The 13,687-nt window shown below is 66.1% G+C and carries 15 protein-coding genes; 7 read left to right on the forward strand and 8 right to left on the reverse strand.

The window, feature by feature from the left end:
* The first annotated feature begins 150 nt into the window (after positions 1-150).
* Positions 151-2,319: a M3 family metallopeptidase gene (locus AC07UW_RS14045; protein ID WP_223495704.1), complete on the forward strand. Its 2,169-nt coding sequence runs from the start codon at positions 151-153 to the stop codon at positions 2,317-2,319.
* A 142-nt stretch (positions 2,320-2,461) separates the two neighbouring features.
* Here AC07UW_RS14045 and cfa read toward each other — a convergent pair whose 3' ends face one another.
* The 3 genes from cfa to AC07UW_RS14060 are packed head-to-tail and all read right to left on the reverse strand — an operon-like array spanning position 2,462 to position 4,817.
* On the reverse strand, positions 2,462-3,577 hold the full coding sequence (gene cfa, locus AC07UW_RS14050; RefSeq protein WP_495212262.1) for a cyclopropane fatty acyl phospholipid synthase: 1,116 nt from the start codon (positions 3,575-3,577) through the stop codon (positions 2,462-2,464).
* 19 nt (positions 3,578-3,596) lie between these two features.
* Entirely contained in the window at positions 3,597-4,478 is an 882-nt protein-coding gene (locus AC07UW_RS14055; RefSeq protein ID WP_025876745.1) for a DUF3298 and DUF4163 domain-containing protein, read from the reverse strand.
* 36 nt (positions 4,479-4,514) lie between these two features.
* A complete protein-coding gene (locus AC07UW_RS14060; RefSeq protein WP_025876743.1) occupies positions 4,515-4,817 on the reverse strand; it encodes a GNAT family N-acetyltransferase in 303 nt (100 codons plus the stop codon).
* Between the two features lie 208 nt (positions 4,818-5,025).
* On the opposite strand from AC07UW_RS14060, the gene AC07UW_RS14065 reads away from it, so the two are divergent.
* Entirely contained in the window at positions 5,026-5,187 is a 162-nt protein-coding gene (locus tag AC07UW_RS14065) for a hypothetical protein (protein WP_162887673.1), read from the forward strand.
* Between the two features lie 58 nt (positions 5,188-5,245).
* Here AC07UW_RS14065 and AC07UW_RS14070 read toward each other — a convergent pair whose 3' ends face one another.
* Positions 5,246-5,872: a rhomboid family intramembrane serine protease gene (locus AC07UW_RS14070; protein WP_025876742.1), complete on the reverse strand. Its 627-nt coding sequence runs from the start codon at positions 5,870-5,872 to the stop codon at positions 5,246-5,248.
* Between the two features lie 7 nt (positions 5,873-5,879).
* Positions 5,880-7,445 carry a POT-type proton-dependent oligopeptide transporter gene (locus tag AC07UW_RS14075; protein WP_495212263.1) on the reverse strand — a complete coding sequence of 522 codons (1,566 nt, stop codon included), beginning with the start codon at positions 7,443-7,445 and terminating at the stop codon, positions 5,880-5,882.
* A gap of 162 nt (positions 7,446-7,607) precedes the next feature.
* Between AC07UW_RS14075 and AC07UW_RS14080 the strand changes: the two genes are divergently transcribed.
* Entirely contained in the window at positions 7,608-8,444 is an 837-nt protein-coding gene (locus AC07UW_RS14080) for an endonuclease/exonuclease/phosphatase family protein (RefSeq protein WP_495212264.1), read from the forward strand.
* 153 nt (positions 8,445-8,597) lie between these two features.
* Here AC07UW_RS14080 and AC07UW_RS14085 read toward each other — a convergent pair whose 3' ends face one another.
* A complete protein-coding gene (locus tag AC07UW_RS14085; protein WP_005410310.1) occupies positions 8,598-9,209 on the reverse strand; it encodes a superoxide dismutase in 612 nt (203 codons plus the stop codon).
* Between the two features lie 220 nt (positions 9,210-9,429).
* On the opposite strand from AC07UW_RS14085, the gene AC07UW_RS14090 reads away from it, so the two are divergent.
* The gene (locus tag AC07UW_RS14090) at positions 9,430-9,912 is read left to right on the forward strand and encodes a guanyl-specific ribonuclease (RefSeq protein WP_495212265.1); all 483 of its coding nucleotides are present in this window, start codon (positions 9,430-9,432) and stop codon (positions 9,910-9,912) included.
* Positions 9,909-10,322 (forward strand): barstar family protein, encoded by a 414-nt coding sequence (locus tag AC07UW_RS14095; protein WP_495212266.1) that lies wholly within the window; start codon positions 9,909-9,911, stop codon positions 10,320-10,322. Before AC07UW_RS14090 ends, AC07UW_RS14095 begins: the two co-directional genes overlap by 4 nt.
* 122 nt (positions 10,323-10,444) lie before the next feature.
* On the opposite strand, the gene AC07UW_RS14100 is transcribed toward AC07UW_RS14095, so the two are convergent.
* Together AC07UW_RS14100 and AC07UW_RS14105 are read right to left on the reverse strand one after the other, a co-directional pair.
* Entirely contained in the window at positions 10,445-12,199 is a 1,755-nt protein-coding gene (locus AC07UW_RS14100) for a hypothetical protein (RefSeq protein WP_495212267.1), read from the reverse strand.
* 10 nt (positions 12,200-12,209) lie between these two features.
* Positions 12,210-12,809, reverse strand: a complete 600-nt coding sequence (locus AC07UW_RS14105; RefSeq protein ID WP_059064642.1) for an NfuA family Fe-S biogenesis protein — start codon at positions 12,807-12,809, stop codon at positions 12,210-12,212.
* Between the two features lie 90 nt (positions 12,810-12,899).
* On the opposite strand from AC07UW_RS14105, the gene AC07UW_RS14110 reads away from it, so the two are divergent.
* Complete coding sequence (locus tag AC07UW_RS14110) at positions 12,900-13,250, forward strand: 4a-hydroxytetrahydrobiopterin dehydratase (RefSeq protein ID WP_025876725.1); 351 nt, start codon at positions 12,900-12,902, stop codon at positions 13,248-13,250.
* Positions 13,247-13,663, forward strand: coding sequence for an energy transducer TonB (locus AC07UW_RS14115; protein ID WP_025876723.1), 417 nt, complete (start codon positions 13,247-13,249; stop codon positions 13,661-13,663). Before AC07UW_RS14110 ends, AC07UW_RS14115 begins: the two co-directional genes overlap by 4 nt.
* The last annotated feature ends 24 nt before the right edge of the window (positions 13,664-13,687 follow it).

The following is a 13,687-nucleotide window of genomic DNA, read 5'->3' on the forward strand; positions in this document are numbered from 1 at the left end:
CCGTGGGCGGTGATTGCATGGTACCCGGGCAACCAGCCAGAGGGTGGCCCTGCTGCGGGGCGGCTTTGCCAACATGTCTTTTGACACAAGTGCGGGCGCGCCGGGCCGGGTTACCCTCGGGCCCTTGTTTGCCTTACCGGAGTATCGACCTTGACCACCCGCCTTGCCCTTGCCGTGGCCATGACCCTCGGCCTTGCCCTGCCCGCCTATTCGGCCAGCGCCGCCGCCCCGGCCACCGCTGCCAATGCCCAGCAGGCCAATCCGTTCTTCGCCGACAGCCCGCTGCCGCTGCATTTCCCGCAGTTCGACAAGATCAAGGACAGCGACTTCGCCCCGGCCTTCGACGCCGGCATGGCGCAGCAGCTGAAGGAAGTGGAGGCGATCGCCAACACCAAGGCCAAGCCGACCTTCGACAACACCATCATCGCCCTGGAAAAGAGCGGTGACACCCTGGACCGCGCGACCACCGTGTTCTTCAGCCTGGTCGGCGCCGACACCAACGACACCCGCAAGAAGCTGCAGGCCGACTATTCGGCGAAGTTCGCCGCGCACAGCGATGCGATCGCGCTGAACGGCAAGCTGTTCGCGCGCATCCAGGCGCTGTATGACAGCCGCGCCACCCTGGGCCTGGACGCTGAAGGCGTTCGCCTGGTCGAGAAGTACTACGACAACTACGTGCGCGCCGGCGCCAAGCTGTCCGAGGCCGACAAGACCAAGCTGAAGGAAATGAACGCCGAGCTGGCCAACCTCGGCACCAAGTTCAGCCAGAACGTGCAGTCGGAAGTGAACGCTTCGGCGATCACCGTCAACGACGTCAAGGAACTGGACGGCCTGTCCAAGGAGCAGATCGCCGCTGCCGCCGAAGCCGCCAAGGCCCGTGGCCTGGACGGCAAGTACGTGATCACCCTGCTCAACACCACCGGCCAGCCGCCGCTGACCAACCTGGCCAACCGTGCCCTGCGCCAGAAGATCTACGAAGCGTCCACCACCCGCGGCAGCCGCGGCGGTGAGTTCGACAACACCGCGCTGGTCGCGCGCATCATGCAGCTGCGCGCCGACAAGGCCAAGCTGATGGGCTTTGCCAACTTCGCCGCCTACAACCTGACCAACCAGACCGCCAAGACCCCCGAAGCGGTCAATGCGATGCTCGGCAAGCTGGCACCGGCAGCGGTGGCCAACGCCAAGCGCGAAGCCGCCGACCTGCAGGCAATGATCGACCAGGAACAGAAGGCCGCCGGCAAGCCGACCTTCAAGCTGGAGCCGTGGGACTGGGCCTTCTACAGCGAGAAGGTGCGCCAGGCCAAGTACAACTTCGACGAATCGCAGCTGAAGCCGTACTTCGAGATGAAGAACGTGCTGGAGAACGGCGTGTTCTTCGCCGCCAACCAGGAATTCGGCCTGACCTTCAAGCAGCGCACCGACCTGCCGGTCTACCACGATGACGTCACCGTCTATGACGTGTTCGATGCCGACGGCAGCCAGCTGGCGATCTTCATCTTCGACCCGTACGCACGCGCCTCCAAGCGCGGCGGTGCGTGGATGAACTCGTACGTCTCGCAGTCCAAGCTGACCGGTTTCAAGCCGGTGGTGGCCAATCACCTGAACATTCCCAAGCCGCCGGCCGGCCAGCCGACGCTGCTGACCTGGGATGAAGTGAGCACCACCTTCCACGAGTTCGGCCATGCCCTGCATGGCATGTTCTCGAACGTGAAGTACCCGTACTTCTCGGGCACCGCGGTGCCGCGCGACTTCGTCGAGTTCCCCTCGCAGGTCAACGAGATGTGGGCCGACAATCCGGCCATCCTGAAGAACTACGCCAAGCACTACCAGAATGGCTCGGCAATGCCGCAGGCACTGCTGGACAAGGTGCTGGCCGCGGCCAAGTTCAACCAGGGCTTTGCCACCACCGAATACCTGGGCGCCGCCATGCTCGACCAGCGCTGGCACCAGATCGGCCCGGACCAGGTCCCGGCCGCCAAGGACGTGATGGCCTTCGAGCGCGCCGCGCTGGAGAAGGACGGCATCTACTATGCGCCGGTTCCGCCGCGCTACAGGACCCCGTATTTCAGCCACATCATGGGCGGCTACTCGGCCGGCTACTACGCCTACATCTGGTCGGAAGTGCTCGACGCCAACACCCAGAAGTGGTTCCGCGACAACGGCGGCCTGAGCCGCAAGAACGGCGACCACTTCCGCGCGACCCTGCTGTCCAAGGGTGGCAGCGTGGATGCGATGCAGCTGTTCCGCGATTTCGCCGGCCACGAGCCGCAGATCGAACCGCTGCTGGAAAAGCGTGGCCTGACCGGCACCGGCAACTGATCGCCGACACCGCATAGCGTGAAACGAAAACCGCCCGGGAGACCGGGCGGTTTTTTTGTTGGGTCATCCACGCATGGCGTGGATCTACCGCAGGGTTGCGTGATCCCAGTAGATCCACGCCATGCATGGATATTCCTGGCGATCACCGTGGCGCCACATATCCCCCGGGCACGCCCTCCGGCGACAGCACCAGCTGCCACAGCTGCGCATGCCGGCAGCGGAAGCTGGCCATCGATCCGGCCAGATAGAACCGCCACATGCGCCGGAAATGCTCGTCATAACGTGCGTCCAGCCGCGGCCACGCCGCTTCCACGTTGCGCCGCCAGGCCTGCAGCGTCAGGTCGTAGTCGGTACCGAAGTTGTGCCAGTCCTCCAGCACGAAACGCCCTTCGAACGCCCGGCTGATCTGCACCGCCGACGGCAGCATTGAATTGGGGAAGATGTAGCGGGCGATCCACGGATCGGTGCGGTGGCGCGAAATGTTGCTGCCAATGGTATGCAACAGCAGCAGTCCCCGCGGCGAAAGGCAGCGCCGGGCCACGTCGAAAAAGCGGCGGTAGTTCTTGTCGCCCACGTGTTCGAACATGCCGATCGAGAAGATCGCATCGAAAGGTTCGTCAAGTTCGCGATAGTCCTGCAGCCGGATCTCGATCGGCAGGCCAGCGCACAGCTCGCGGGCGAAGTCGGCCTGCTCCTGCGAGATGGTGATGCCCACGCCACTGACACCGTATCGCTCGGCGGCGAACTTCAGCGCCTCACCCCAACCGCAGCCGATGTCCAGCACGCGTTGCCCGGGACGCAGCCCGAGCTTGCGGCACACCAGATCCAGCTTGGCTTCCTGCGCGCCATCCAGATCATCGGCATTGCGCCAGTAACCACAGCTGTAGACCAGGCGCTGGCCGAGCATCGCCTGGTACAAGTCATTGCCAAGGTCATAGTGGCGGCGCCCCACTTCGTAGCTGCCCGCCCCGGCCTGCAGGTTGAACAGGCGCGCCTTCAGGGCGTCGGCCACCTCGCGCCATCCGTGCACCCGTTCGTCCAGGTGCGCCTGCATCAGGTGGAACAGGAATTCATCGAGGACGTTGGCATCCCACCAGCCGTCCATGTAGCTCTCGCCCAGGCCGAGTGAGCCGTGCGCGATGACCCGCGCGAAGAAGCGCGGGTCATGCACCTGGATATCCTGCGGGCGGGTTCCATCGATCTGGACCCCGGCCTCGTGGAGCAGGCCGGTGACCCGCTCCTGCAACCCTGTATCCACGTCACCTCCTCGTCTACGGTTACCCGCGTGCGAACAGCTCCACGTAGTCCTTGGCCACGTGTGGCAACAACACCGAGGCCGGCACATCGGCGGTCTGGGTGCCGTCCGAGTATGGACCCACCTGGTAAGGAGGGAACACGAAGCGCAGCGCGGTGATCTGCCCCTTGTCATCGGTCAGCGGCTGGAACTGGCTGAAGTTATCGGCCTGCGGACCGGTGCCGTCGGCGATCATCCGCGAGGCATTGCGCAGCGATTCCTGCAGCTGCGACGGGTCCATGTCCTCGCCGCTGAGGCGGGTGGCCACACGCTCACGCAGCTGGTCGGCGACGAAATCGCTGATCGCTTTCCAGCCCTTGGCATCGGCCACCAGCTTGTCGGCGCTCAGCATCTGCTGTTGCGCCGGCAGCCACACGAAACGAGCAACCAGCGGTTCGCCATGGGCGCCGCCGGTGTAGCGGCTGCCGTCGGCACTGACCACCACCAGCTGCGGCGTCTCCAGCAGCTTCTCGAAGCTCAGCGACAGCTCATAGGGCATGGTCGGCTTGTCGTTGCCCAGGCCGTCCAGCGCCTGCTGCAGATCGCTGCGGGCGGAGGTGGCATAGGCCTGCAGCGCGCGTGCCAGGCCCGGATAACGATCAATGCCCGCCGGGTAGCTGATGCCGACCACTTCACGTTCGTTGTTCTCGATCACATCGCGCAGATCCAACGGCGCTTCCGCTGCGGGTGCCTCGGCGGTGCCGGTGGTTTCGGCCGCAGGTGCCGCATCGGTGGCCGGAGCCGCCTCGTTCTCGCGCTGGCAACCGGCCAGCAACAGCACGCCCATAGCGCCGGCCAGCACGCTGGCGTGCAGTGGCCGGTTGTTTCCAATCTTCATCGGGATCCCCTGTTCATGTTCATGCATCATCGCCTGCCCTGGCTGAAGGGTGGCCCGCTGGATTCAGCCCACAAGCAGATCGTGGTACTCCTCGTGCCGCTGCAGGAAGGCCTCGGCATAGGCACATGCCGGCACCACCTTGTACTTCTGCTCACGGGCGAAACGCAGTGCGACCCGGGTCAGCTCACCGGCAATGCCACGTCCGGCGATCGGCTCGGGCACTTCGGTATGGGTGATGACCATCCGCCTGCGTTTGATCTGGTACTCCAACAGTGCCACCTGCCCGCGCACGCGGGCGGTGAAACGGTGGTTGACCTGATCGTGTTCGACCTCGTAAGCCAGACCGGGGGGCGTGACCGAAGCCATGGGACTGTCTCCTGCGGCGACTGCGTGGATGGTGCGCACGCGGGCGCCATGATCGCGTGAAGTCTGAACAGGGACAAGTCTGCGCCCGTTGCGTCAGTTGTTGCCCTCAAGCTTCAGGCCAGCCGGCCGCTAACCCCTCTGCAGGGGTGCGCCAGCCTGGCATGCCCCTTGCGACAGTTGACCAAGCGATCTGCCGTGGAGGCCCGTGATGCACCCCAGCGATTCCCAATCCGATACCGATCACGCCCTGCTGGAGGGCCTGCTGCAACTGGCCGTGGAGGGACAGACCGAAGACCAGGCGTTCCAGAGCATCGGCGAGGAAGTCTTCTCCCGCCTGCTCGATACCTACGGTCAGCAGACCCGGGCCTGACCCGGAGCGGGGCCGCGGCCCCGGGGGTCGGATCCAGTGGATCCGACCCCGGCCACCCTCAGCCGCCGCCGAGGCGGAAGGTCGGGTTGGACAGCTCGCGCAGGAAGTGACTGAAGATGCTCGGCTGCATGGCCAGCATGAAGATCACGCCGAACGCCGCACCGGCCAGGTGCGCGCTGTGGTTGATGCGATCGCCACCGCGCTTGTCCATCCAGATGCTGTAGCCGACGTAGAACGCGGCATAGACGATCGCCGGCGCCGGGATGAAGAACACCAGGATGATCGACCACGGCTTGATCAGGATGAAGGCGAACAGCACCGCCGACACCGCCCCGGACGCACCGAGGCTGAGGTAGTTCGGGTTCTTCTGGTTCTTCAGGTAGCTGGGCAGGATCGAGACCAGCAACGCACCGACATAGAACGCCGGATAGACCAGGTAGCTGCCGGTCAGCTGCACCATCACGCTCTCGATGAACCCCCCGAAGAAGAACAGGGTGATCATGTTGAAGATCAAGTGCGACCAGTCGGCATGGATGAAGCCGTAGGTGATCAGGCGGTCGTACTGGCGATGGCGATCCACCGCCGGCGGCCACAGGATCAGGCGGTCAGCCAGCTTGCGGTTGTTGAACGCCATCCACGACAGGATGGCGGTGATGGCGATCAACAGCAGATTGACGGGGGTCATGTCAGGCTCAGGCGGTGCGGTAGTTGTCGACCATACGATAGCGTTTCGCATACCAACCGAAGGCCAACGCCGCGACGAAGGCGAAACCGGCGAAGAAGAACATCAGGAATGCCGCTTCGCTCAGGCCCGTACTGGCGATCTTGTGGGTGACCGTGTCGTTGCGTACCGCCGCGTTGGACAGCAGCACCCACAGGTTGCCGATGGTGGTGGTCAGGTTCCAGAAGCTCATCACCACGCCCTTCATCGCCTGCGGGGCCTGGCTGTAGGCGAACTCCAGGCCGGTGGCCGAGACCAGCACCTCACCGAAGGTCAGCAGCGCGTACGGCAGCATCTGCCAGAAGATCGACATCGCGTTGCCGCCATCCATCACCACCTGGATGCCACCCACTACGATCCAGGCCAGGCCACTGAAGGCGATGCCGGCGGTCATCCGGCGCAGCGCGGTCGGCTCGAAACCGAAGCGGCGAAGGGCCGGGTACAGCACCAGGTTGTTGAACGGAATCAGGATCATCACCAGCAGCGGGTTCAGCGCCTGCATCTGCGAGGCGGTGAACCAGCTCGGCATCTGCATCTGCTGGCCCTGCAGCACCCAGGTCGAGGCCTTCTGGTCGAACAGCGAGAAGAACGGCGTGGTCAGGGCGAAGATCACCAGCACGCGCAGCACCGAGCGCACGCCTTCCACGGCTTCGGCCGGATGCTGGCCACGCGCGCGGTCCAGCTGCAGCCAGGTGCCACCACCGATGCCCGCCAGGATCGAGACCAGCGCCAGGCACAGGCAGATCACGATGCCGAGCGAGCCGACCAGGCCGAACGAGGCCACCGCCAGCACCAGGCCGAGCACGGCGATCACCAGGCCCGGACGGCCCTGGCCGGCCACCCGCGTGGTCAGCGCGGTGCGCACCACATTGGCGAACGAATGCGGGTCCTTCGGCGGCAACGGCACCAGCACGTAGCGCTTGCGGCCCAGCCAGAACACGAAGGTGGCGATGAACATCAGGATGCCCGGAATACCGAACGCCCACTGCGGGCCCCAGTTCTTCAGCACCAGCGGGATCAGCAGCGAGGCGAACAACGAGCCGAAGTTGATGATCCAGTAGAAGGCGTCGAAGACGATCTTGGCCAGGTGCTTGTTGCTCTGGTCGAACTGGTCGCCCATGAACGAGGCCACCAGCGGCTTGATGCCACCGGCGCCCAGCGCGATCAGGCCCAGGCCGAGGAAGAAGCCGCCACGGCTGCCCTCGAACAGCGCAAGGCACAGATGGCCCATGCAGTAGACCAGGCTGAACCACAGGATGGTGTGGTACTTGCCGAAGAACTTGTCGGCCAGCCAGCCACCGAGCAGCGGGAAGAAATACACGCCGATCATGAAGCTGTGCATGATGTCCTTGGCTTCACCGGCACGGCCTTCGGCCGTGATTTCCTGCAGCAGCAGGGAGGTGATCAGGAACTGCACCAGGATGTTGCGCATCCCGTAGAAACTGAACCGCTCGCAGGCCTCATTGCCGATGATGTACGGGATCTGGCGCGGCATCTTTCCCTGGCCGGCGATGGGGGCGACTGCGTCGTGGCTCATCCTGTAAGGCATTCCTGCAAAACGAAAGGCGCAAGAGTACCGGAACCTGTGCGTGCGAAGCACGCTGCAGGGCTGCATGACAGGCGCGCCAAAGCATGGCAGGCATGTGCGGCCCTGCCGGAAGTCACGGAACCTGCACGGCAAAAGCGTAAACTTATCGTTATGCGCCCCCTCCCCTTTGCCCGCATCCTGTCCAGCAGCCTTGCCCTCATGCTGGCCGTGCCTGCATTGGCACGACCGCAGGCGCCGCCGGCCGCCGGCCTTGCCACGGAGGTCCGGCAATTGACCGTCGCCGCGCTGGAACTGCCCAGCCGTGATGAAGCGCAATGGAAGCAGCGCCGCGAACAGGTGCTGCAGCTGCTGACCGATCTGCAGCCGGATGTGATCTCGGTGCAGCAGGTCCTGCAGCAGCAAGGGCGCAACCCGGCCTGCTGGTTGGCCAGCCGGCTGCGCTACAGCTGCGATTTCGTCACCGCAGACCCGCCGAGCCAGCCGGTCCGGCATGGCAACGCGATGCTCAGCCGGCTGCCGGTCAGCGAGGACGGCGTCACCCTGCTGCATCCGCCGGGCACCTTCAGTGCCGCCGGCATGATGCGCCTGCGGCTGGGCGACAACGACGTCAACGTTTACGTCGCGCGCCTGCGGCCGGAGCCGGATGAGGCCACGGCCCGGCAGCATCAGACCAGCGACCTGATGACCTGGATCGGCGCCACGGCCGAGGGCATGCCGAGCCTGATCGCCGGGGATTTTTCCGCAAGCACCGTCGAGCTGGTGCGCAGCACGCCTGGCTTCCAGCCGGCCCGACGCAATCCCGGCGCACCGGCGGCCAGCGGCGGTGGTGCCAGTGGCCATGGGCTGGATGTCCTGTTCCAGGTCAAGCACTTCGGCGGCATCCGCCAACAGGCGATCGTGCTGCCTGCCGACGGCGACCTGCCCGGCCTGCGCCTGGGCGTGATGGCGACGCTGCGGCTGCAGGACGTGGCTGCCACTACCGAATGACTCCGCCCGCGGGTAGTGCCGGCCGCTGGCCGGCAACTGCAACATTCCTGCCAGGACCGTCGTGAGGTTGCCGGCCAGCGGCCGGCACCACCGATGCGCAAACAAAAAAGGCCAGGGTCTCCCCCGGCCTTCCACTTCACGCAGGCACTGCGATCAGGCGATCGCTTCCTGGTAACGGCGCTCGACTTCGTTCCAGTCGATGACGTTGAAGAACGCGCCGATGTATTCCGGACGACGGTTCTGGTACTTCAGGTAGTACGCGTGTTCCCACACGTCCAGGCCGAGGATGGGGGTGTTGCCTTCCATCAGCGGGCTGTCCTGGTTGCCGGTGCTCTCGACCACGACCTTCTTGTCAGGGGTCACGCTCAGCCATGCCCAGCCGCTGCCGAAACGGGTCAGCGCAGCCTTGGTGAAGGCGTCCTTGAACTTGTCGAAGCCGCCTAGGTCCTTGTCGATCGCCTTGGCCACATCGCCCACCGGGTTGCCACCGGCGTTCGGGGCCATCACGGTCCAGAACAGCGAGTGGTTGGCGTGGCCGCCACCGTTGTTGCGCACCGGACCCTGCAGGTTCTCCGGCAGCGACTTCAGCTTCTTCACCAGTTCTTCGACCGGCAGGTCGGCGTACTCGGTGCCTTCCAGCGCCGCGTTGACGTTGTTGATGTAGGTCTGGTGATGCTTGGTGTGATGGATTTCCATCGTCGCCGCATCGATATGCGGTTCCAGCGCGTCGTAGGCGTAGGACAGCTTGGGCAGGGTATAGGCCATGATGCATCTCCTGATTGCGAGGGCACCCGACGGTGTCGGGCGTTGCGCGGTGAATGATGGGGACAGACCGCCAGATTACCAAGGGGGATGTAAAGGAAATTGCGTCCTGCAGGTGAGCATGCCGGCAATTGTTACGCAGCGGTGACGCGGCGCTCGCCCTCATGCAGGGTGCAGCGCGCAGGCGCTACAGTGGGCGCACCACCCTTGCCTGCTCCTGCCCATGCGCAACCCCCGGCTGTTGATCACTGCCATCGTCCTGCTGCTGCTCGGCCTGGTCGTCAATCATTTCCTGCAGCGGCCGCCGCCGCCGCAGTTCGCGCCCGACCTGCAGGGCACTCCGGCGGCCAACGCACCGGCGCTGCGCAGCAACAGCAACAGCAACAGCAACAGCAACAGCAGCAGCGACAGCGGCCTGCCCGGCTTCCTTCCGGCCGAGGCCCGCCAGACCATCGCGCTGATCCAGCGCGGCGGCCCGTTCCCGCATCGGCAGGATGGCAGCACCTTCGGCAACCGCGAACAACAGCTGCCACAGCGCCCGCGTGGCTACTACCGCGAGTACACCGTCGACACGCCCGGTGCAGGCAACCGCGGCGCGCGGCGCATCGTCACCGGTGGCAACCCGCCCGATGCCTGGTACTACACCGATGATCACTACGAATCGTTCCGCAGCTTCACCGTACCGGCCTCCGGAGAACGCCCATGAGCCACGATGATTTCGGCCTCGGCCTGCATGACATCAACAATGCCGGCGTCTACGCGATCAACAGCTCCGATATCAGCGCACTGTCGGCAGCGATGCGCGATGCCGACCTGAAGGTGATCCGGATCGACCTGGATGGCGTGAGCGACAAGCGCACCCTGCTGGCGCGGCTGGCCGCCCAGCTTGATTTCCCTGCCGGCTTCGGCGGCAACTGGGATGCACTGGCCGACAACCTGCGCGACCTGCAGTGGTTGCCTGCTCATGGCTATGCGCTGTTCCTGGCCGATGTCGATGCCCTGCGCGCCGGTGCAGGCAAGGAGTTCGACACGCTGCTGGACATCTTGGATGAAGCCAGCCGTGACTGGGTAGGTCGCGACGTCCCGTTCTGGGTGTTCCTGTCGCAGAGCGAATGACCTGGTAGAGGCCGACCTTGGTCGGCCTGCACGTGAAGCGCATGGATCATCCACGCATGGCGTGGATCTACCCGGCGCAGCTGGATGCACAGTAGATCCACGCCATGCGTGGATGCGGCACCCTACCGGCTGCCGTTATCTTCCTGCAGCTCTTTCTTGAACGGGATATCCGGCGGCGGACGCGCCACTGCGGGCTGGTCCTGCATGTTCGGATCGGTGAGGCCACAGCCGCCACCGGCCTGCAGGATCGAGATCACGCAGGAAATCTTCGTGCTGGTACCCGGCAACGGAATCTCCATTGCCTTGACGCCCTTGCGCACCCATTCGGCGAGCAGCGATTCCTGCGGCACCCAATACTTGTCGAACGAGGTAGGCGTGTAGTCGTACGGCGGCCGCTTCAACCATTTGCCGGACTCGGCGATGCGCTCCTTGCTCCAGCCGTCGTTGGCCCCACCGGGTGCGCCGCGCTCGGCCTTGCCGGCCCCGTCCTGGCCGGCCACGCGTACGCTGCCGTCAGCGTTGAACAGACCGTCGCCCTTGCCCGCACTGGTTTGCGCGGCGCCCTGGTTGGCGCCGTCGCGATTGCGGCTGGAAGCGCCCCAGTCGTCACCGCGTGCGGGCGTTGCCCAGTTGCCCGGGGTTGGTGCCGGACGGGCGCCCGCCTGTGCCGCGGCGGTGCTGGTCGTCGCAGGGCGCGCCACGCTGGCGCTGTTCTGGGCCGAACTGCCGGCGGGTGCCGGCGTCGGCGTGGTCGCGCTGCCTGCCGCAGTCGACGCGGCAGGTTGCGGCGCGGCAGCAACCTCCCGTTCGCGCACCTGCACCTCGCGCCCGGCAGGCGCACGCACCGTGGGCTCGCGCCCTGCGACGGTGGCCATGCGCACCTGCGGATCGGTCACGGCCTGCACTTCGCGCTCGCGCACCTGTACGTCGCGCTGCGGCACGCGTACCTGGATGTCGGTGGTCCGCATCGGCTGCGGCGCCACCGGCGCTTCGACCGTGCTGATTTCGCGCTCCTGCACCTGCACATCGCGCACGCGGGGAGCCTGCACTGCCACGTCGGGCGTGCGTACCGGCGTTGCTATCGGCGCAGCCTGTACCGGCAGCACGCTGCGCTCGCGCACCGTCGGAATGGTGTCGCGAGGCACGATGCTGACCTCGGTGCGCGGCAGTGCGACCGGCGGCACCACGAATTCGGCGGTCGCCTCTGCAACCTCGGTCGCCTGTACCGGTGAGGGCGGCGGTGCGGCCACCGGCGCCGGCTCCACCTCGGGCGGCGGCGGCACGCTTGCGGTCGGTGCCGTGGCAGCGGCAGTAGAAGACGGCGCAGGTGCAGACGGTTGCGGCCGGGGCGCTGTCGCCGCTCCGGCATCCTGGCCTGCGGCTACAGCACCGGCCTCCGCGGCGGCAGCCGCCTCGGCACCGGGCTGGTCGCCGCCGCCTTCCTGTGCAGCACGGCCGACGAATTCAATCTGCACGCGCTCACCCTCGCTGCCCTGCTCGTCCGGCGAAGACGTGCGGATCACCGCCACCCACAGCAGCAGCAGGAAGAACAACAGATGCAGCAACGCGCTGAGCAGTGCCGAGGTCCAGCGCATCCAGCGCTGGTCACGCGGCGCCGGATCCCAGTCCTGCCAGAACAGGCGCCGCAGGGACGCCCATGGCCCCAGCCCCGGCAAGCGCCCCGGAGGCCCGGGCAGCGGCCGCGGCAGCAGCACTGCAATCACCTCGCGCGCGTGGAACGGACGCGGCAGCGGCGTCAGCGTCCGCAGCCAGATCGCCCAGCCGTACGGCAGGCCAGTGCTCTTCTCGAGGATGGGCGGTCGCTGCTGGCGCGCCAGCAGCAGGTCGATGAGTTGCTCGGCTCTGGGCAGAGGCACGCGTTGGCGATCAGGCGGCGTTGCCGCGCGGAATATACGGGGCGTGGCCGCTGTCGTGATCGGTAGCGTCACGCACCGCAGTCACCCCAGGCACACGGCCCATCAAGGTCTTCTCGATGCCCTGCTTGAGGGTGACGTCGGCCATGCCGCAGCCCTGGCAGCCACCGCCGAAGCGCAGCAGCACCACGCCGTCGGCCGAGACTTCCTGCACGGCGACCTTGCCACCGTGCGAAGCGAGCTGCGGATTGACTTCGTTTTCCACCACCCAGTGCACGCGCTCGACCAGCGAGGCGGCATCGCCGGGCGCTTCGCCCTTGATCCGCGGCGCCTTGATCGTCAGCTGCTGGGTACCAGCGGTACCGGGCACGATGTCGATCTCCGCGCCATCGAGCCAGCCAACGCTGCTTGAGTCGACATAGAGCGTGAAGCCATCACAGTCCACCGCCCACTCGTCGCCGAGCAGATCGGTCGGCTCGGCGAACTCCAGCCGGGCGTCGGCACGCGGGGTGCCAGGATCGACCGCACTCAAGCGCACGCCCATGCCGGGCACGCCCTCGCGTTCGATCAGCTTGCGGAAATGGGTCTGGGCAGTGTCGGAGATCTGGATCATCAGGCTATTCTAGCCAAGTAAGCGTCAGCCGCTCATTCGATTTATACACCGGCCGGCGCATTGTTCAGTCAACACGAGGTGGAGGAACCCATGGCCGACCTGATTCCGCTGGCACAGGCCCGTTGCGTGCCGCGCAAGGGCAGCGACCACAAGCTGGGCGAGGCCCGCCTGGCCGAACTGCTGCCGCAGGTTCCCGGCTGGGAGCTGGCCGAGGCCGGCCAGGCGCTGGTGCGCACGTTCCGCTTCAAGGATTACTACGCCACCATGGCCTTCGTGAACGCGCTGGCCTGGATCGCCCACGGCGAGGACCATCACCCGGACCTCGGCGTCCACTACGACCGTGCCGTCGTCCGCTACTCCACCCACGACGTGGGCGGCCTGAGCGAGAACGACTTCATCTGCGCAGCGAAGACTTCGGCCCTGACGGAGCAACTGAAATGAACGTGCGATTGCTGAGCCTGTCCCTGCTTGCCGTGACCGGCCTGGCCGGCTGCGGCACCTCCGAACCGCCGGCAGCACCGGCTGCGGCACCCACCGAAGTGGCTGCGGTGAAAACCCCGCCGCCGCAATACCCGCTGGAACTGGCCTGCACCGGCGTGGGCGGCACCAGCACCTTCAAGGTGGTGATCGGCACCGACGGCAAACCCAGCGAGGTCACCCTGCTGACCGGCGCGGGCAACCCGCAGCTGGACGATCTGGCAAAGACCGCCGTGCAGGGCTGGCAGTTCAAGGCAGCCACCCGCAATGGCGAGGCCGTACCGGCTACGATCCAGGTGCCGGTCAGCTTCAACCCGCCGCAACCCAAGCCGGACCAGTGCTTCGCCATCGAAGAAAGCCTGCGCCGCGGCGGCTGATCGCCTGCCGGTGACGAGGCCAGC

It is taken from the genome of Stenotrophomonas sp. GW821-FHT02D01 (genome assembly GCF_059421765.1).